This is a genomic window from Streptococcus mitis, assembly GCF_000960005.1.
In the GTDB taxonomy this organism is placed as follows: domain Bacteria; phylum Bacillota; class Bacilli; order Lactobacillales; family Streptococcaceae; genus Streptococcus; species Streptococcus mitis_CK.
Window position 1 is genome coordinate 1,065,063 of record NZ_JYGP01000002.1, and the last position, 17,822, is coordinate 1,082,884.

The following is a 17,822-nucleotide window of genomic DNA, read 5'->3' on the forward strand; positions in this document are numbered from 1 at the left end:
TAATTGTTTAAATTATTACTTATATAGTGACTTTATCTTTATAAAACAAATATTTTTATTGATATTTTATCTTATTTCATACAAATAAAGTCCTTATCCTGATATTGTATAAAATGAAATCTTATTTCTATATTTTATATGTTATTATATTGTTTCATCTGGTAATAATATTTAAATTTACATTATATAAGTATTTATAGCTATATTATATCTATTGTCGATAAAATATAAACTTTATCTTACTTTATATATAATATGGAATTTTAAAATTTAATATATAGATAAAAATAAAAATTCCTCTCTTAAAACTTAAAAGAGGAATTTTTATCATCCACAATTAACATGCATAATTATAATACCATGTTTTCAAATATTTTGCAAGCACTTTTTATTTTGAACCGTCAAATCTCTTATAAATCTTTCGCTTTTTATTTTATTTTTTTAAATCTCATTAAATAATATTTTTATTTGATGAGTTTTTAAACAAACATCCGAATATAACGTACAGTTTTTCACATTCATCTTTCAATTGAATATTTTATGTTTTAGTTATTTTTATAACCTAAATATTATATTTGCGGCCGTTTTATAAGCTTTTGTTAACATTTTTAAGAATCTATACACTTATCTATGCATCTACCATTAATACCTCTAGAAAAAATCGTTCGGATTTTATCCCATAACCTCAACAATTTCAATAATAGAATACAAAACTTTCTCTAAATTTTTTTAATTATTTTTTCTACTAAATCATAAAAGTAAAAACAAATGAAGTCACATCGATTCTTTAGAATCAATAACTAAAGACAAAAAAACGAGCACTTTCGCACTCGTTCTCTGATATAAACTACTGATTAAAGTGAGTTTACGTCAACTTTGATACCAACACCTTGAGTAGTTGTGATAGTCAAGTTTGTTACGTAAGTTCCTTTAGCTGTAGCTGGTTTTGCTTTTTGGATTGTTTCGTTGAAAGCTTTGAAGTTTTCAACCAATTTTTCAGCTTCAAATGATACTTTACCGATGATTGCTTGAACGTTACCTGCACGGTCAGCACGGTAAGTGATTTTACCACCTTTAGACTCTTCAACTGCTTTAGCAACATCCATAGTTACAGTACCAGTTTTAGGGTTTGGCATCAAGTTACGTGGTCCAAGGACACGTCCAAGACGTCCAACAAGAGCCATCATGTCAGGTGTAGCAATAACTACGTCGAAGTCCAACCAACCGTCGTTGATTTTAGCAACAAGGTCATCTTCACCAACAAAGTCTGCACCAGCAGCTTTTGCTTCTTCAGCTTTTGCACCACGTGCGAAAACAAGAACACGTGAAGTTTTACCAGTACCGTTTGGCAATACCATTGCTCCACGGATTTGTTGGTCAGCCTTTTTAACGTCGATGTTCAAGTTGTAAGCAACTTCTACAGTTGCGTCAAATTTTGCAAAGTTAGTTTCTTTTGCAAGTGCTACAGCTTCTTCTACGCTGTATGCTTTTGTGCTGTCGATTTTCTCAAGAGCAGCACGAAGTTGTTTGCTTTTTTTAGCCATTTTCTATTCTCCTTGTAAGTGGTTCAATCGATTTTCATCTCCCACGTCACTTCTCGAAATGATGAAGTCTTGCGGGTTATATTGGGGGTGTTATTGATTAGTCAACAACAGTGAATCCCATAGAACGAGCAGTACCTTCGATCATACGCATTGCAGACTCTACGTTTGCTGCGTTCAAATCTGGCATCTTAGTTTCTGCAATTTCTTGTACTTGCGCACGAGTAACTGTAGCAACTTTAGTTTTGTTAGGTGTACCTGATCCTTTTTCAACACCTGCAGCTTTTTTCAAAAGAACAGCAGCTGGTGGTGTTTTAGTGATGAAAGTAAATGATTTATCTTCGTAAACTGAGATAACAACTGGAATGATCATACCAGCTTGGTCAGCTGTACGAGCGTTGAACTCTTTTGTGAATCCCATGATGTTGATACCAGCTTGACCAAGAGCAGGTCCAACCGGTGGAGCTGGTGTAGCTTTACCAGCAGGGATTTGCAATTTTACAAGTTTTTCGACTTTTTTAGCCATTTTTAAATCCTCCTTTGTGGTTTTGGCGGTAATTAAAGATTTTTACCTCCCACAAGTATGCTTTACACATACTCATCTATTATACACTATTTATCTAGAATTGCAAGAGAAAAGTTTATTTTTAATCGACATAATCTCCGCCTTCAAAGCCGTAGTATTCTTCCAAACTGAGACCACTTGCAGCAATTTCTTTTGCTTCTTTTCCGACATAACGAAGGTGCCATTCTTCAGCCATATAGCCTGTTTCCTTTTCCTTGCCTTTGAGATAACGGACAACAAAACCATAATCAGCCGCATGGTCCAAGAGCCATTGGGCCGCTTTTTCTTCTGTCACCAAATCACCATTTGTCCCAATCACATCAAAGGCTAAACCTGTCTGGTGCTCACTATAGCCAGGTCGGGCAGAGTAACGGTCAGCTGCTGCCTTCCCATCTTGGTTGACATAATCTTGATAGAGCTTGGTCTGAGTTTCATAACTTCTAAAACCACTGTAATGGTCACTGATTGGGAAACCTGCCTCTTGCATAGCTTTGATGAGTTTGAGCAACTCTGCTTTGGCTGTTGGATTTTCCCCTGGATTGTAGTCTTTCGACAATGGATAGTGTTTATTTGCTACGATGATTTCATCGTATTTTCCTTGGATACTATAATAGTTTCCTTTATTGCTAACTTCTGCCTTTTTCTGACTAGAAGCTTGAGATTTGCTGCCTACAGTTCCTTCCGGTTGACTGCTTTGCTCCGTCTTTTGAGTATTTTCTTCAAGTTTCGTTTTTTCTTGCGAACAAGCTGCAAGAGTCAATGCTAGTAAACCAGATAAAATGACATATCTTTTTTTCATTTCTTTCTTCCTCTCTCTTAGGCCAAATGCTTCTCTAATTCATGAGATAAGATTTTAATCATCTCTTCCAGCTCTGGCGATTGTACTTGGCAATCTTCTGCTGCCATTTCTTCCCAGGGCACCCACCAGACTGGGCCACGGCCATTAAGTCCGTGCCCCTTCATATCACCTGCTCTTCGCGGAAAAAGATGCCAATGAGCGTGGGCATCGCCATTTCCTAGAAGTTCAATGTTCATCTTTTCAGCTTTAAACGTTTTGGCAACAGCTTCTTGGACTAAACTCATTTCCTCTAGAAAATGAAGTTTTACAGAAGTCTCCATATGGTGGAGTTCTGTGACATGCTCCTTTGCTAAAAATAAGGTATAGCCCTTGAAGTATTGGTGGTCTCCAATAACTACATATCCTGTTTCTAGTTCTTTGACAAAGTAGGGATTTTCTCCAGCTTTGATGAGTTCGATTCTCTGACAGATTAAGCACATTCTATGATACCTCCTCGCTCTTGAGATAGGCGTCAACCATACGCTCAGTCGCCACTACTGAATCAATGTGGGTGCGCTCATAAGAGTGACTGGACTCGATTCCCGCACCAAGGAGGGCATGCTTGACCTCTGCACCTGCTGACATGGCCGCTGAAGCGTCCGATCCATAAAATGGATAGATATCCAACTTAAATGGAATATCTTGCTCTTTCGCCAAAGCCACCAAATGTTGACGGAAGTCATAGTGATAAGGTCCAGAAGCATCCTTGACACAGATAGACACTGTATATTCGTCTGTTTGCTGGTCATCTCCCATTGCTCCCATATCCACAGCCAGATATTCTACTACCTGAGCAGGAATATTAGAATTAGCCCCATGCCCCACTTCTTCAAAGACTGAAAAAGCAAAATGGGTTGTTACAGGTAACTCAATCTTCTCTTCCATATAAATACGAAGCAGATTAAGCAAAATCGCTGCACTGACCTTATCGTCCAAATGACGAGACTTGATAAAACCTGTCTCTGTCACGACAGTTCGTGGGTCAAAACTGATAAAATCACCGACCTCAATCCCCAAGGCACGAGTTTCTTTTTCATTTGTTACTTTTGCATCCAAACGCACTTCCATATTGTCCTGCGTGCGTTCTGCAGTTCCTGCATCCTTATAGACATGGCAAGATGTTTGGTGGATAAGGATGGTTCCTGATACTGTTTCACCTGTGCTAGCCACATGAACGGTACAGTTTTCACCTTCAATCATGTTCCAAGGAAAGCCACCGATACGATCCAGTTTGAGACGGCCGTCTGGTTTGACAGCACGGATAATGGCCCCCAGCGTATCCACATGGGCAGTCACATAGCGATGCTCTTCATAATTTTGACCTTTGATGGTCACATTGACACCACCCTTGGCTGTGCGAACCGGCTGGTAACCAAAACCTTCTAAAGTCTTGACTAAATAGTCTGAAATCTCACGAGTGAAGCCCGTTGGCGATGCAATAGCTGTCAGTTCTTTGATATATTCTACTGTTTGATTCATTTCTTCACCTCTTTTGCTACCTATTATAACACATTTATCATCGGATAAAAAAAGAAAATCACTCCTGTAGACTTGGCTACAAAAGTGATTTTAATGATTATTCCATTTCAAAAACATCGCTTTCTTGCTTGTTTGGTAGAACCAATGAGAGTAAGATTCCGACAATGGCTGGTACTAACCATGGGAGTGATGCCTTGGCAAAAGGAAGAGCGTTGACAAGGTTTGCAAGAAACTCAACCTTAAACGAGCTTCCTAATACGCTTGCAATGGCAATAGCTGTAACCACAGCAATTGTCAACTGCATACCTGGTTTTGAAAGGGCAACAAATTTGTTGACAATGACAATCATAACGATGGCAATCGTGATTGGGTACAAAATAACCAGTACAGGGATTGAGTACTTGATAATCGCATCAAGACCCAAATTGGCAATGGCAAATCCAATCAAAGTAAAGGCTGTCGCATAAACCTTGTAGCTGATTTGCGGGAAGCGTTCATTAAAGAACTCAGCTGTTGACACAATCAAACCAACAGTTGTTGTGAAGCAGGTTACGGTAACCATAGCTGCCAGGAAGAGTTGAGCTGTTGAGCCAAAAATTTCTTGAGTGGCTTGTGACAAGATGTAAACACCTGGTGTTCCACCCTTCATAGCCTCAGCTGGTACCGGGAAATGATTTCCAAGGAAACCTAAACCGATATAAAGAGCGCTGAAGGCAAGGGCAACAACGATACCAACCACCCAAATAGTTGAAATGTATTCTTTCTTACTTGAGAAACCAAGTTGTTTCAAGGTTTGAACTGCAATCACACTAAAGGCAACTGAGGCAAGGGCGTCCAAAGTATTATAACCTTCTAAGAATCCTGTCCCAAAAGCAGAAGCTTGATAAGCAGCTGAAGCAGCTTGAGGACTTGTTCCACCGTATTTGAAAGCTCCCAGAACAACCAAGATAACAATCAAAATCGCAAAGACTGGCGTTAAAATACGGCCGATACGGTCCAAGATTTTTGATGGATTAAGCGAGATTAAATAAGCCGCTGCAAAATACAGAACCGTAAAGACAATCAAACCAAGACCTTTATTTGCATCCGACAAAAGAGGGCTAATCCCTACTTCGTAAGCTGTTGTAGCTGTACGTGGGATAGCAAAAAATGGACCGATTGACAAGTAAAGAACTGAGAGGTATAGAGTCGCAAACCAAGGCGCTATCTTTGTTGAAATCTCATAGATATATCCTTTAGGATTTAGCGTTCCAATAATAAGAGTCAATACGGCGATACCGACGCCTGAAAAGACAAAACCTGCGATGGCAGGAAGAAAATGTTCTCCAGATAGAGCACCTAGAGAAGGCGGAAAAATCAAGTTTCCCGCACCAAAAAATATTCCAAACAGGAGCAAACCTGTTAGGGCACCTTTTTTAGCCATGAAAATCTCCTTCATATTTATAAAATACTGACCTAGTATATCATGAATAGGAGTATGAAAAAAGCTTCACGAAGTAAATATTGAATGTTTTCAAGATTCTTAAAAATAAGAATTATCTAAAAATAAAATTCTCCTACCGAGATTACACCAAGTAGGAGAAAATTGTAATGTTTAAAGTTCTTCAAAGGCCATCATGCCACCTTGGACATTGATAACCTCATAACCTTGTTCTGATAAGAATTGGCAAGCACGCGCCGATCTCATTCCAGATTTACAAATGACATAATGCAACTGGTTCTTGTCCAACTGATCATAGATATCGGCCAATTGACTCAGAGGAAGATTCTGAGCACCTTCTAAATGAAGAGCTTCAAACTCATCCACTTCTCTCACGTCCACTAAAGAAAGTTGCTCATTTTGGTAAAGCTGGTAAAATGCGTCAAAGGTTATTTCTTTCATTCTTTTTCTCCTAATACTCTTCGAAAATCAAATTCAAACCACGTCAGCGTCGCCTTACCGTACTCAAGTACAGCCTGCGGCTAGCTTCCTAGTTTGCTCTTTGATTTTCATTGACTATAAAATAGTTTTAATTCTTTTTTTCAAATCTGGCACCACTTCTGACTCAAACCAAGTATTTTTAGCCATCCAGATTTGATTTCGCGGCGAGGGGTGAACTAGTGGAAAATAGGTTGGCAAGTAGTTCTGGTAATGTTTTACCCGTTCTGTCACCTTGCCACTGATTTTCTCCTTTAAATAGTAGGCCTGGGCATATTGACCAATCAAAAGGGTCAATTGAATATCTGGTAATTCTTGCAAGAGCTGCGGATGCCATTTTTCAGCAAAGCCAGTTCTCGGTGGTAAATCACCTGACTTGCCATGCCCTGGAAAGTAGAAATCCATAGGCAGAACAGCAAAATATCCTGAATTGTAAAAGGTATCTTCATCCACACCTAGCCAGTCGCGCAAGCGGTCACCACTCTTATCTTTCCAGTAAAGGCCTGCTTCTTGGGTTTTAAGACCAGGCGCTTGACCGATGATATTGATGCGAGCAGTCTTTGGCGCTGCAAAGAGAGGCTCGATGCCACGCTTTGTATAGGTAGCATTCTGCGGATCCGCCATAATGGCTTGCTTGATTCTTTCGATTTGAGACATCTACTTTCCCTCCAAAAAGAAGTCTAAGCATACAATCTCAGACTTCTATCGTTTTATTTGATCAATTCATAAATAGCTTCGGCATAGATTGCTGCAGCTCGGAAGAGATCGTCCAAGGCGATAAATTCATTGGCTTGGTGCATGGTGTCAATTGAGTCTGGGAACATGGCACCGTAGGCAACTCCGCGTTCGAGCAAACGACCAAAGGTTCCACCACCGATAACTTGCTCGTGACCTTTAAGGCCAGTTTGTTTTTCATAGACATTCAACAAGGTTTGCACAAGTGGATCTTCCATTGGCACATAGTGAGGGGTATGCCCGTGCTCAGAAAGGCTAACAGAAGCAACTGACAAGTTTTCAAGGATTGACTTGATTTGCTCTGGGCTTGTTCCTTTTGGATAGCGGATATTAAGGGCAATGGTATTATCAGCACTTGCTTCATCGAAGCGGAAGACACCCGCATTCATAGAAAGGGCACCCATCTTTTCATCCACATGGGCAATCTTGAGATTTTCACCCTCATGGTCGTTCAAGAGAATTTTACCAGCGATGTCAAGGTAGTCTTTAGCTGGTCCTGCAAAGTCAAACTGACTGAGGAAGAGAGCTAGGTAAGTTGCACCATTGACACCTGAAGCAGGCATAGCACCGTGGGCTGATTTACCAATGATCGTCACCTTGTATTGGCCAGCTTCTTCTTGAATTTCTCCTCTGAGTTTGTGTTCTGCAACAAAAGTATCTAGTTTACTTTGCAAGTCAGCTAAGTCACCTGAAACAACTGCTGTTGCTGATTCAGGAACCATGTTTTCACGCAAACCACCTGTGAAGCTGTGAAGACGGGCAACACCTGCATTTTCACCTGCAAAGTGGAGGTATTCCGTGATATTTCCTTTTTCACCATTGATGATAGGGAATTCAGCGTCTGGAGAGAAACCGAAGTCTGGCTTCGCAAGTCCTACGTGCTCGAAGTAGTAGTCCATATCTGCCCAACCTGATTCTTCGTCTGTTCCGACGATGAAACGAACTTTCTTAGAAGTTGGAAGACCCAATTCTTTGATGATTTTCAAACCATAGTAACAAGCTGTTGTAGGACCCTTATCGTCAGAAGCTCCACGCGCATAAAGACGACCGTCTTTGATAGTTGGTGTGTAAGGGTCTGTGTCCCAACCGCTACCAGCAGGCACTACGTCCATGTGGGCAAAGATTCCGAGAACTTCTTCTCCATCACCAAACTCGAAATGTCCTGCGTAGTTGTCAACATTTTTAGTTGGGTAGCCATCGCGGTCTGCAATTTCAAGGAATTTCTCCAAAGCTTTTACCGGCCCAGGTCCAAATGGATGCTCAGCATCAACCTTGCTGTCATCACGTTCAGAGTTGATTTCTAAAAGGCTAAACAAGTCAGCCAAGAGGTCTTCTTTACGTTTTTCTACTTCTGCTGTAAAATCAATTGTTGTCATTTTTTTCTTCTTTCTATCTTTTCTCGATGATTTCATCTACTGGCAAGCGGTAGCTTGGTTCTAATTTTTCGTCTGTGTAACCCACTGTAATCAAGAGTTCTGGGCGGAAGCGGTCTTCGATTTCCAAAACTTCGTTGACTTTTGATTTGTCAAAACCAAGAATCAGATTTGATCCGATTCCTTGGTCTGTAAGAGCCAAAACCAAGTTCATAGCAACCAAACCTGCATTGAGGGCTAGGTAGTCGCTGACTTGTTGCTCACTGTAACGGGCAAATTCAGCAGGCAAATTTTTCATGAAGTATTGTAGTTGTTCTTCTGAGAAATTGTTAGCACCACCAACTCGGGCAATTTTACGGGCACGTTTGGCAAGGTCCGTATCTGTAAACAAGGCAATGGTTACAGGTGCTGATGATACCTGTTCAAAGTTTGAACCGTATGCCAATTTTGCTAGTTCGGCATTTTTCTCCCGAACGACCACAAATTTCCAAGGCTGGCTGTTGTGGGCGCTTGGCGCCAAGGTTGCAATTTCGATAGCCGTACGCACATCTTTTGGATCAACTGGCTTATCAGTGAAATGCTTAGTCGCATGACGTTTTTTATTTAATTCAAGAAATTTCATAATCTATTTCCTTTTCTAATTCTACTGCTTCCATTCTACCATAATTTGAAAGAGGTTGCAGAGATTTTTCGTAGAGACAAACTGGAACAAGGATAAGCAACTGAATGAAGAAAATCATTTAAATCAGGAATCCCCTCATCCAGTTCCAATTAATTTTCAGTTACTTAAAGAAACTAGTCTATCTTATATTCTGACTTTATAGCCTCCAAGAAATTCTTCACATCTTCTACATACCCATGCTTTTCTATTAAGCTTGCTAATAGTTCCAGATTGTGCCCCTGATAGTTGTCTTCTCGTCGTAGCTCTTCATACATTTCGATAAAAGGAAGCCCCTTGAATTTGGCCAACTCCAACTCCGCTTCATAGTCATAAGCAACTTTACGAAATAGGATATTTACCAATTCCCCATCTTCAACTTCTATCACGGCATACTGGGCACGGTGATTTTTTAACGCCTCCCAATTAAAATAGGGCATGCCAATCGACCCTGGATTGATGATTTGTTGCCCTTGACTGCCGTAACGAAGCAACTGCTTGTGGACATGACCATAGACTGCCACGTCCGTTTCCTCATCTAGCAGTTGGTCAAATTTTTCTGTATCATTCCCAACCAACAAGTCACCCCCATAATTTTTGTCAGGTAAATTATGAGAGATAGAAAAGCGCAACCCATCAACCTCTTTCTTTTCCAGCAAAGGCAAGCTTCGTAACCAGACAATCGTTGCAGGATCCATTCGCTCCATCAAAAACTGGGTCATTCGCATTGACTGGATTTCTTGTGGATGTTCCAAACCATATTCACCATCCAAGGCCTCAAGGACACAATCATCCCAATTACCTCGAACACTTGCTGTGATAGGAAGGTCCTTTAGCAGGGCTACCAAATCATTTGCACCTGGACCAGGAAGAAAAATATCTCCCATAAGCCAATATTCACTGGCTCCTTGAGTTTTAGCATCTGCAATCACTGCTTCTAAAGCCGTCGCATTTCCATGAATATCTGATAAAATTGCGATTTTATGTTTCATTGTGGTTTCCTTCCGTTTGGTAATCTACTCTTTCTTCCGCCACTTGAGCTAATTCCACTTCTTCCTGCGGGTTCAATTTTCTTTGCACAGTCTCTGCTACTGCTCTAGGCACTCCAACTTCGACAATCTCATCCACACTGGCTTCCTTGATTTTGGCCAGAGACTTGAAATGCTTCATGAGATTCTGCTTGCGTTTAGGTCCTAGCCCTTCAATTCCATCCAGTTGTGATGAAAAGGAATTTTTGGAGCGCAGTTGGCGGTGGAAAGTAATGGCAAAGCGGTGGACCTCATCTTGAATGCGTTGCAAAAGGAAAAATTCCTGAGAATTGCGAGACAACTCCACCACCTCAAGCGGATCTCCAAAGAGCAATTCATGGGTTTGGTGCTTATCATTCTTTTGCAGACCTGCAATGGGGATATCCAAGCCCAGTTCCTCTTGGATGACTTGCTTGGCGATATTGACTTGACCTTGTCCCCCATCAATCACAATCAAATCTGGAGGAGTCAAACCGTCACGCTGTACTCGACCATAGCGCCTGCGAATGACTTCTCTCATACTGGCATAGTCGTCTGGCCCGACTACGGTTTTGATTTTATACTTACGGTAATCCTTCTTACTTGGTTTGCCATTGACAAAGACTACCATAGCCGAAACAGGGCTGGTACCCATGATATTGGAGTTATCGAAGGACTCGATGCGAACTGGAGTCGGAATTTGGAGCAAACGTCCTAGATTTTCAATAGCTCCTTGTGTCTTTTCGACAGATTTCTCCAGCAGGTTGAATTTCTGCTCTAGGCTGACTCGGGCATTCTTTATAGCCAGATTGACCAGTTGCTTTTTCTCTCCACGCTGGGGTTTGAGAATCTTGGTGTCTACCAAAGCCTTTACAGCTTCTTCGTCAATATCCTGCGGAATCAGCACCTCATTAGGAACTAGGTGAGATTTTTCTTGATAGAATTGTCCCACATAGGTCAAGAAATCCTCATCCGGATCATTATAATAAGGGAAAAGATTGACATCGCGCTCAATAAGCTTACCCTGACGAACAAAGAAAACCTGAACACACATCCAGCCCTTGTCGACATAGTAGCCAAAGACGTCACGGTTTTGGAGATCCTTGGCCATAACCCGTTGCTTGGTCCTAAGAGTCCCAATCGCCTGAATCAGGTCACGGTATTCCGCTGCCCGTTCAAATTCCATACTTTGTGCTGCGGATGCCATCTTACCCTTGAGATCATCGATGATTTTGTCATCCTGCCCTTTTAGGAAATCAGAAACCTCCTGAGCCATAGACTTGAAGTAGGACTCATCCTTCTTACAGATAGTGTGGGCCATACATTGACCGATATGGTAATAAAAACAAACCTTAGAAGGAGGATTGGTACACTTACGAAAAGGGAAAATCCGATCCAGTAGTCGCTTGATTTCATTGGCTGCTCCCACATCTGGATAGGGACCAAAATAGAGACCTCCGTCTTTTTTGACCTGACGGGTGATAATCAAACGAGGATAGCGTTCATTGGTGATTTTGATGAAAGGATAAGACTTATCATCCTTGAGCATGATATTGTACTTGGGCTTGTTTTCCTTAATCAGGTTGATTTCTAAGAGAAGTGCCTCAATATTAGACTCCGTAACGATAAATTCAAAATCCACAATTTCAGACACCAAGGCCTCTGTTTTGGTATCATGACTTCCACGGAAATAAGACCTCACGCGGTTACGCAGATTTTTAGCCTTTCCTACATAGATAATGGTGCCGTTTTTATCCTTGTGAATGTAGCAACCAGGACTGGTTGGCAAGAGCTCTAGTTTTGATTTAATCAAGTTATTCATAGTTCCATTATAGCAAAAAAGTAGGGAAAGATAGTCCCCTACTCATTGGTCTCATATATTTTTCGAAGTCTTGCAACATCCTCTTTCTGGATACCATAAAAGGAACCTGCAGGTTGCATGACAGACTTCTCATCTGTATGGTCCAAGCCAATCGCATGCCCCAACTCATGTTCTGCCGTATGGACAATGCGCTCATAGGAATAGCCATAGTCAGGATTGGACAGATAATAATGATTCAACCGCACCGTTACGGATAAGAATTGCCCTGTCAAGAAATTTGTCTGACTTTCCGCCTCTCCTGCCACAGGAGTGTTTCCGTCGTTCATCTCCGTAGCCAAGATATCTGCCTTGCTGGCTTCAGTGACAATTTCAAAGTTAAAAGCACCCGTTTGATTCCAGTTCTGAATTGCTTCTAAATACGCCTCTTGAAATCCTGAATCCATCTGAGGATCCAGGCAAATACGAGCTAAAGCCTGTGGCCACCTTCCTTCAGAGTGTTGGTGGCTATCTGTCTTGTTCAACTTAGGCAGTTGTCCTGTTTTTTCCCATTGGTCGATACTTTGTTGACCAATTTTTACTGACCGCTCTGCTTGCTTTAGCGCTCCTTGAAAATCACCGTTCAGATACCAGAGAAGTCCAAAAGCAAAAGCACACAAAAGAAAAGCTATCCAAACTAGACGCCAAAACAAACGCCACACAAAAGAAAAGAAAGCCCCTATCAAACGAAAAATCCAGCGCATGTCCCTCCACCTTTCTAGCAAATAAAGTCTATTTTACTAAAACAAGCTGAAAGAAAGCTAAAGAACGACTTTCTTATCTTATCGCCCTAATATTTTTTTGAGTAACTGAATAGCTTTGTATTTTAAAGGCGATGGATGATAACGGAAAGTCCCTACTTTACGTACAATATAGCCATTAAAATTTTGTTTAAAACGCAAAACGCCATCACTACCATCAAAAATCCCTTGAATACCTAGGAAGTTGTATTGATGGATATTTCGTTGCATTGTCTGCTTCATCGCATGATATTGAAGTAAAAATGGAGCTGAAAACTTCTGATACTCTGCGTACGACCCCCCAAACAAGTACGTTGCCTCTGTATTTGTGTAGATTATTAAAGCACAAGCCAGAGCAACATTGCCAGACTCACTATCCAAACTAGTTAGAAAATCTTTTTTCTTTTGCAAAGCTTGGTATTGCTGGTGAAATTGTTTCGACTTCTTGTCAAGAATAGCCATCTTCACATTTAAAGCATCTATAGACTGTTGTGGATTGACTTCAGCAATTAGGAAATCCGCCTTATCTCCAAACATATCATACAATTTCATGTAATAATCTAAATTCTTATCCTCAAAACCTTGTCTTTTACCTGTTTCTTCGATAATTTTTTTGAATATTGGAATTTCTTCCCGTTCTGCATTGCGAATAAGAATATTAAAATCAAAAGCTGATTGAATGTTGCGAATACTATTTTTATTAAAGGATTTCAATAAGGAAACAGCATCATAATCTTGCAAATCTTTGATGTAATGCCAGCTGACTTCTCCACCTGGATAACCTCTTGTCAATCCATCAAATTGATAACCTAAATCAGTCAAACCTTGAATAATACTTTTTTTCTCAGCATCTATTGGATTACCTTCACTATCAAAAGTTTGATAAGTTTCATAAGGTTTTACAAGCAACTCTAATACACCATTTTGCTTGGCATATTCTTTTAACTCCGCATAAAAAACTGGAAGAGCATCTTGTTGGGTATAAATCGGACCCGAATTGAGCTCCATATGCAGACCACCCAGCATGGGCAAGCTATAAACCAGAGCTGCAACTTGAATTTCTCCTTCTTGTTTCAAAGCAAGATAAACAATTCGAGCCCCTCTTTTTTCTAACAAGTCCCCCATCTGAACAGATTGCATAAAGGAACGAGAAGAAACCTGACCAGAATAAGCCTGAAACTCTTCTTTCGTGAGTGTAATTAGTGCCATATACTTACTTTCTATGTTTTTTTCTTAATGTTTTACGGAAATCAAGAGCAAGTCTTAACAGAGGATAGAGAGGATGGGTAGGCATTGTAAATTCACCCAAGTATTCTTCAATCGTTGGATTAAAATTAGCTTTAAAACGATAGAGTCCACCATCTAAAGCATTCTCGACGCCTCCTAAATTTTGCCATAAAATGCCACGTTCAAAGGAATATCGAGCTGTCTCATACCAAGTCAAAATAGGGGCTTTATATCGTTTAAAATCTTCATCCATTCCTGCGTATAGATTGATAGAAGTTTGTCCGAATTCTAAAGTCAGGGTAGCCGCTAAAGGAACTCTCGCTTGACCTGCATCCATATATTCCTGCAGGAAAGTCAATTCCTCTAACAAACGTTCTTTTTCCTTCTTCTGCGCTTCTACTTTTGAAGTTCGAGTCGACTCAGTAAAGGTCTCTTCCAAGGCTCTGTTTTTCGCTAACTGTTCTTCTAATTCTTGCGAACGTTTAGAAACATCCAAGGTTGCCAAGGTGATATAGGCCTTGTCCTTAAAATTATCTAACAACTTTTTATAATAGGCTTCATTCCTCAAATGAATCTCTTTCCGCTTCTCGGTTTTTTTCATCAAAAAGGAAAAAGACTCCAATAATTCAGTTCCACCAAATTGAATCTCTACCCCCTTATTCCGTGCTGTTCGAATAGCCTGTTTTGTTGACTTGGAAAGTTTATCTTCTTCAAAATTTTCCTTGTATATTTTCGCCTGAATACGAGGTTGAATGGTGTCTCCCATTTCCTCTGTTTTTCCTGACCACCTTACTCCCATTTGTTGCAAACTATCAATAATAGCCAGATTTTCAGGAAATTCTGTTTTTTCCTGATTAATTAAACTTTGAGACAGGCAAATACTTGGGTCAAAAGTCACAAAAATAGCTCTCTTACTGCGAGCATAAGACTTAATGGACTGAATGACAAAACTCAAGAGTTCTGTATCTCCATAATCCAATATGGGTCCTCTTGGGACGTAAAACATTTTATAGCCTAGCGGAAGAGTTCTAATCAAAATACTAGCTGTCGCCAGTAATTTTTCTTCCCTGTAAACACCAAACTTCTCATGTTGCCAATCAGACTTAACTTCTTCCCAAGCACTACTTTGTAATACATTGCCTAATTCATGGTCTTTGACAAACTGATCATATTCTAATGCGGGAATGCCAATTTGATAACGGTACATTTCCTACTATCTTTCATCCAGTATCTTATTACTATTCTACTACTTTCGCTTGAAAAGTCTAGTGAAAACATATTTTATTTTAGTTCTACTCCCCCTATGCTGAAGTTCAAACTAAGTCAATCTCTCTTCTAATTTGAAATCAATCGGTAGGGTTGCTAAGAACCGTTCCAATTGTTTTTCCCAGTAGTACCACTCGTGAGTTCCAGCACTATGCCTATAGGTCACATTAAAGCCCAGTTTTTTGAGATTTTTCACTGCGAGATTATTGGCTTCGTACAAGAAATCCTGCTCGCCACACCAAGCCCACAGCTTGGTCTTTTTATCCGATTTTTTAGCCAGACTTTCAAGCGAATAGGGACTAGTTGTCCAATCTTTAATCTCTCCAAAAACACCTCTCCAGTAAGCTGGTGTCCCCAGATTTTGGCTTTCAGGAGAAAAATCTTGAAAACTAAGGGCGCCTGAAAAGCTAGCTGCACGAGAGAAACGATTTGTAGCAAGAGCCAGTTTAAAACAGCCGTAACCTCCCATAGATAGACCAGCGATAAAGGTCTTTTCACGCTTGCTGGTCATATTAGGGAAGAAGCGTTTCAAAACCTGTGGCAATTCTTCTGCTAGAGCTGTGTAATAGTCAAAACCATACTGGGTATCGGTGTACCAACCATTGCTGGTATTAGGCATGACAACGATGAGATTGGTTCCTCGAAGCAAGCGTTCTACATTGGTCCGCTTGAGCCAGCTATTATGGTTGCCAGACATCCCGTGCAAGAGGTACAAGACGGGAATATCTTTACAATCTGGTTCTTCCACTCGATTGGCATCGGGGTAAAGAACATTCACTCCCCACTCCATATCCAAAACTTGTGAGTAATACTCAATTTTCATTACTGCCATGATTTTCTCCTTCTATTTTCCGATAAGAAAAAGCCGAAATTCGACTTTCTCTCTATTTATTTCAAAGATTATTTTGCTTCCATGACTACTGGTAAAATAGCTGGACGACGCTTGGTTTGATCAAATAGGTACTTGGTCAGATTATCACGAACCTTCCCTTTAAGATCTGCCCAGTCAAAGTCATCTCCTTGCAGATAGTCTTCTACCGTTTGGTTAATCAATTCTGAACTTTCACGGAGAATATCGCGACTCTTCTTGAGATAAACAAATCCGCGCGTATGAACACGAGCCTTGGCTACAATTTTCTTCTCACGACGGTTAACGGTAATTGCGACGATGAAAATACCATCCTCTGACAAAACCTTACGGTCACGAAGAACCACATTTCCAACATCACCAATGGCATTTCCATCAATCAAGACATCTCCTGCTGAAACTGCTCCAGCTGGGACAAAGTCACCATTCTCATAAGCCATACTAGTTCCCTTTTTAGGGATAAAAATGCGTTCCGGTAGCATCCCGACCGCCATAGCAGCCTTAGCATGGGCATCCAACTCACGGTATTCCCCTTGAATTGGGAAGAGATACTTAGGTTGCAAGAGATTAATCATCAACTGCAAATCACGCGCATTCCCATGTCCTGACACACGCAAGCTTTGAGTGATCAGTTTGACAACCCCGCCAGCTTGATAAATCATGTTTTCCACACGTGCCATGACAGCTTCTTTGGCGATAGACGGTGTCGTTACAATATAGATCAGGTCACCGTCCTTGATTTCCACATAACGGTGGCGACCAATCGACATCTTGCGAAGACCATTGATAGGCTCACCCATACGGCCTGTTTCAAGGATAATCAGCTCATGGTCTTCAAAACGAGACATGTCTTTTGGCTTAATCAAAAGACTCTCGTTAGCTAGAGACAATTTCTTAAGACGAATAGCCGTGCGGACGATATTTTCAATATCAAATCCTGTCAAGACCACACGGCGACCTGTTGCATCCGCAGCGTCAAACACCTGCTGGATACGAGAGAGGTTGCTAGCTACTGCTGCAACAATGATACGACCATCCCAATCTGCAATGGTTTGAGTGATCTCGTCCCCAACCTCACTTTCACTAGCCACTTGGATATTACTGTCTGCATTGGCTGAATCGCTAAGAAGCGCTAGAACTCCGTCACGACCAATTTCTGCCAAACGAGCGAAGTCTGTCGCGTAGGATTCACTAGCTGTCTGGTCAAATTTGAAGTCACCTGTATAAACGATGCTCCCTTCAGCTGTCTTCAAGACAACACCCAGACTTTCTGGAATAGAGTGAGTTGTACGGAAGAAGGACACCACAGTTCCTCCAAAATCAATCTCCGTATCCTCATCGATGACATGGAAATCATTGAATTTCTTAACTGTGTCATTCCCTTTGACAAAGAGTTTTGCCAACTCAATGGTCAACTCAGAGCCAAATACAGGTACCTTGGCTTCAGCCAAGAGATAAGGCAGAGCACCAATGGCATCCGCATGCCCGTGGGTCAAGAAAACCCCTGCGATACGGTCGCTATTTTCAAAAAGGTAGTCCATGTTTGGAATGACTACATCCACCCCTAGTTGTTCATTTTCAGGGTATTTTAGACCTGCATCCAAAACGAAAATAGATCCATCGATTTCAGCGATATACATATTTTTCCCGTTTTCACGTACACCACCAAGTGTTGTTAAACTGATATTACTCATTTTTCCTCCGAAAGCTTAATTTATCTTGATTATAGGGTTGGTTACCCTCTTATTC

17 protein-coding genes are annotated in these 17,822 nt (G+C 40.8%); all 17 read right to left on the reverse strand.

Features of this window, described 5'->3' with window-relative positions:
* Nucleotides 1-854: 854 nt before the first annotated feature.
* The 17 genes from rplA to TZ90_RS06580 all read right to left on the reverse strand — a co-directional run bounded on the left by rplA (nucleotide 855) and on the right by TZ90_RS06580 (nucleotide 17,767).
* Complete coding sequence (gene rplA, locus TZ90_RS06500) at nucleotides 855-1,544, reverse strand: 50S ribosomal protein L1 (RefSeq protein ID WP_001085675.1); 690 nt, start codon at nucleotides 1,542-1,544, stop codon at nucleotides 855-857.
* A 97-nt stretch (nucleotides 1,545-1,641) separates the two neighbouring features.
* A complete protein-coding gene (gene rplK, locus TZ90_RS06505) occupies nucleotides 1,642-2,067 on the reverse strand; it encodes a 50S ribosomal protein L11 (protein WP_001085807.1) in 426 nt (141 codons plus the stop codon).
* Between the two features lie 121 nt (nucleotides 2,068-2,188).
* Nucleotides 2,189-2,905 (reverse strand): LD-carboxypeptidase LdcB/DacB, encoded by a 717-nt coding sequence (ldcB, locus tag TZ90_RS06510; protein ID WP_045612114.1) that lies wholly within the window; start codon nucleotides 2,903-2,905, stop codon nucleotides 2,189-2,191.
* 17 nt (nucleotides 2,906-2,922) lie between these two features.
* Nucleotides 2,923-3,384 carry an HIT family protein gene (locus tag TZ90_RS06515; RefSeq protein WP_045612117.1) on the reverse strand — a complete coding sequence of 154 codons (462 nt, stop codon included), beginning with the start codon at nucleotides 3,382-3,384 and terminating at the stop codon, nucleotides 2,923-2,925.
* Nucleotide 3,385: 1 nt separating this feature from the next.
* A complete protein-coding gene (locus tag TZ90_RS06520) occupies nucleotides 3,386-4,423 on the reverse strand; it encodes a M42 family metallopeptidase (protein ID WP_045612119.1) in 1,038 nt (345 codons plus the stop codon).
* A 97-nt stretch (nucleotides 4,424-4,520) separates the two neighbouring features.
* Nucleotides 4,521-5,846, reverse strand: a complete 1,326-nt coding sequence (gene brnQ / locus TZ90_RS06525; protein ID WP_001074581.1) for a branched-chain amino acid transport system II carrier protein — start codon at nucleotides 5,844-5,846, stop codon at nucleotides 4,521-4,523.
* A gap of 171 nt (nucleotides 5,847-6,017) precedes the next feature.
* Nucleotides 6,018-6,305, reverse strand: a complete 288-nt coding sequence (locus tag TZ90_RS06530; RefSeq protein WP_045612121.1) for a rhodanese-like domain-containing protein — start codon at nucleotides 6,303-6,305, stop codon at nucleotides 6,018-6,020.
* A 114-nt stretch (nucleotides 6,306-6,419) separates the two neighbouring features.
* Entirely contained in the window at nucleotides 6,420-6,998 is a 579-nt protein-coding gene (locus TZ90_RS06535) for a uracil-DNA glycosylase family protein (RefSeq protein ID WP_045612122.1), read from the reverse strand.
* 53 nt (nucleotides 6,999-7,051) lie between these two features.
* Nucleotides 7,052-8,452, reverse strand: coding sequence for a dipeptidase PepV (gene pepV / locus TZ90_RS06540; RefSeq protein WP_045612124.1), 1,401 nt, complete (start codon nucleotides 8,450-8,452; stop codon nucleotides 7,052-7,054).
* Between the two features lie 13 nt (nucleotides 8,453-8,465).
* Nucleotides 8,466-9,071, reverse strand: coding sequence for a nitroreductase family protein (locus TZ90_RS06545; RefSeq protein ID WP_045612125.1), 606 nt, complete (start codon nucleotides 9,069-9,071; stop codon nucleotides 8,466-8,468).
* A gap of 173 nt (nucleotides 9,072-9,244) precedes the next feature.
* Nucleotides 9,245-10,099 (reverse strand): metallophosphoesterase family protein, encoded by an 855-nt coding sequence (locus tag TZ90_RS06550; RefSeq protein WP_045612127.1) that lies wholly within the window; start codon nucleotides 10,097-10,099, stop codon nucleotides 9,245-9,247.
* A complete protein-coding gene (uvrC, locus tag TZ90_RS06555) occupies nucleotides 10,089-11,936 on the reverse strand; it encodes an excinuclease ABC subunit UvrC (RefSeq protein ID WP_045612129.1) in 1,848 nt (615 codons plus the stop codon). The genes TZ90_RS06550 and uvrC overlap by 11 nt, the downstream gene beginning before the upstream one ends.
* 38 nt (nucleotides 11,937-11,974) lie before the next feature.
* Nucleotides 11,975-12,676, reverse strand: coding sequence for a M57 family metalloprotease (locus TZ90_RS06560; protein ID WP_045612131.1), 702 nt, complete (start codon nucleotides 12,674-12,676; stop codon nucleotides 11,975-11,977).
* 78 nt (nucleotides 12,677-12,754) lie between these two features.
* Nucleotides 12,755-13,921: an aminoacyltransferase gene (locus TZ90_RS06565; RefSeq protein WP_045612132.1), complete on the reverse strand. Its 1,167-nt coding sequence runs from the start codon at nucleotides 13,919-13,921 to the stop codon at nucleotides 12,755-12,757.
* Nucleotides 13,922-13,925: 4 nt separating this feature from the next.
* Nucleotides 13,926-15,146 (reverse strand): peptidoglycan bridge formation alanyltransferase MurM, encoded by a 1,221-nt coding sequence (locus TZ90_RS06570; RefSeq protein WP_045612134.1) that lies wholly within the window; start codon nucleotides 15,144-15,146, stop codon nucleotides 13,926-13,928.
* A 111-nt stretch (nucleotides 15,147-15,257) separates the two neighbouring features.
* Nucleotides 15,258-16,037 (reverse strand): alpha/beta hydrolase, encoded by a 780-nt coding sequence (locus TZ90_RS06575; protein ID WP_045612136.1) that lies wholly within the window; start codon nucleotides 16,035-16,037, stop codon nucleotides 15,258-15,260.
* A gap of 68 nt (nucleotides 16,038-16,105) precedes the next feature.
* Nucleotides 16,106-17,767, reverse strand: a complete 1,662-nt coding sequence (locus tag TZ90_RS06580) for a ribonuclease J (protein ID WP_045612138.1) — start codon at nucleotides 17,765-17,767, stop codon at nucleotides 16,106-16,108.
* Nucleotides 17,768-17,822 lie beyond the last annotated feature (55 nt).

What these genes read in the sequence shown, in the direction of transcription:
- rplA (WP_001085675.1), bottom strand. Translation starts at nt 1,544, where the DNA reads ATGGCTAAAAAAAGCAAACAACTTCGTGCTGCTCTTGAGAAAATCGAC.
- rplK (WP_001085807.1), bottom strand. Translation starts at nt 2,067, where the DNA reads ATGGCTAAAAAAGTCGAAAAACTTGTAAAATTGCAAATCCCTGCTGGT.
- ldcB (WP_045612114.1), bottom strand. Translation starts at nt 2,905, where the DNA reads ATGAAAAAAAGATATGTCATTTTATCTGGTTTACTAGCATTGACTCTT.
- TZ90_RS06515 (WP_045612117.1), bottom strand. Translation starts at nt 3,384, where the DNA reads ATGTGCTTAATCTGTCAGAGAATCGAACTCATCAAAGCTGGAGAAAAT.
- TZ90_RS06520 (WP_045612119.1), bottom strand. Translation starts at nt 4,423, where the DNA reads ATGAATCAAACAGTAGAATATATCAAAGAACTGACAGCTATTGCATCG.
- brnQ (WP_001074581.1), bottom strand. Translation starts at nt 5,846, where the DNA reads ATGGCTAAAAAAGGTGCCCTAACAGGTTTGCTCCTGTTTGGAATATTT.
- TZ90_RS06530 (WP_045612121.1), bottom strand. Translation starts at nt 6,305, where the DNA reads ATGAAAGAAATAACCTTTGACGCATTTTACCAGCTTTACCAAAATGAG.
- TZ90_RS06535 (WP_045612122.1), bottom strand. Translation starts at nt 6,998, where the DNA reads ATGTCTCAAATCGAAAGAATCAAGCAAGCCATTATGGCGGATCCGCAG.
- pepV (WP_045612124.1), bottom strand. Translation starts at nt 8,452, where the DNA reads ATGACAACAATTGATTTTACAGCAGAAGTAGAAAAACGTAAAGAAGAC.
- TZ90_RS06545 (WP_045612125.1), bottom strand. Translation starts at nt 9,071, where the DNA reads ATGAAATTTCTTGAATTAAATAAAAAACGTCATGCGACTAAGCATTTC.
- TZ90_RS06550 (WP_045612127.1), bottom strand. Translation starts at nt 10,099, where the DNA reads ATGAAACATAAAATCGCAATTTTATCAGATATTCATGGAAATGCGACG.
- uvrC (WP_045612129.1), bottom strand. Translation starts at nt 11,936, where the DNA reads ATGAATAACTTGATTAAATCAAAACTAGAGCTCTTGCCAACCAGTCCT.
- TZ90_RS06560 (WP_045612131.1), bottom strand. Translation starts at nt 12,676, where the DNA reads ATGCGCTGGATTTTTCGTTTGATAGGGGCTTTCTTTTCTTTTGTGTGG.
- TZ90_RS06565 (WP_045612132.1), bottom strand. Translation starts at nt 13,921, where the DNA reads ATGGCACTAATTACACTCACGAAAGAAGAGTTTCAGGCTTATTCTGGT.
- TZ90_RS06570 (WP_045612134.1), bottom strand. Translation starts at nt 15,146, where the DNA reads ATGTACCGTTATCAAATTGGCATTCCCGCATTAGAATATGATCAGTTT.
- TZ90_RS06575 (WP_045612136.1), bottom strand. Translation starts at nt 16,037, where the DNA reads ATGGCAGTAATGAAAATTGAGTATTACTCACAAGTTTTGGATATGGAG.
- TZ90_RS06580 (WP_045612138.1), bottom strand. Translation starts at nt 17,767, where the DNA reads ATGAGTAATATCAGTTTAACAACACTTGGTGGTGTACGTGAAAACGGG.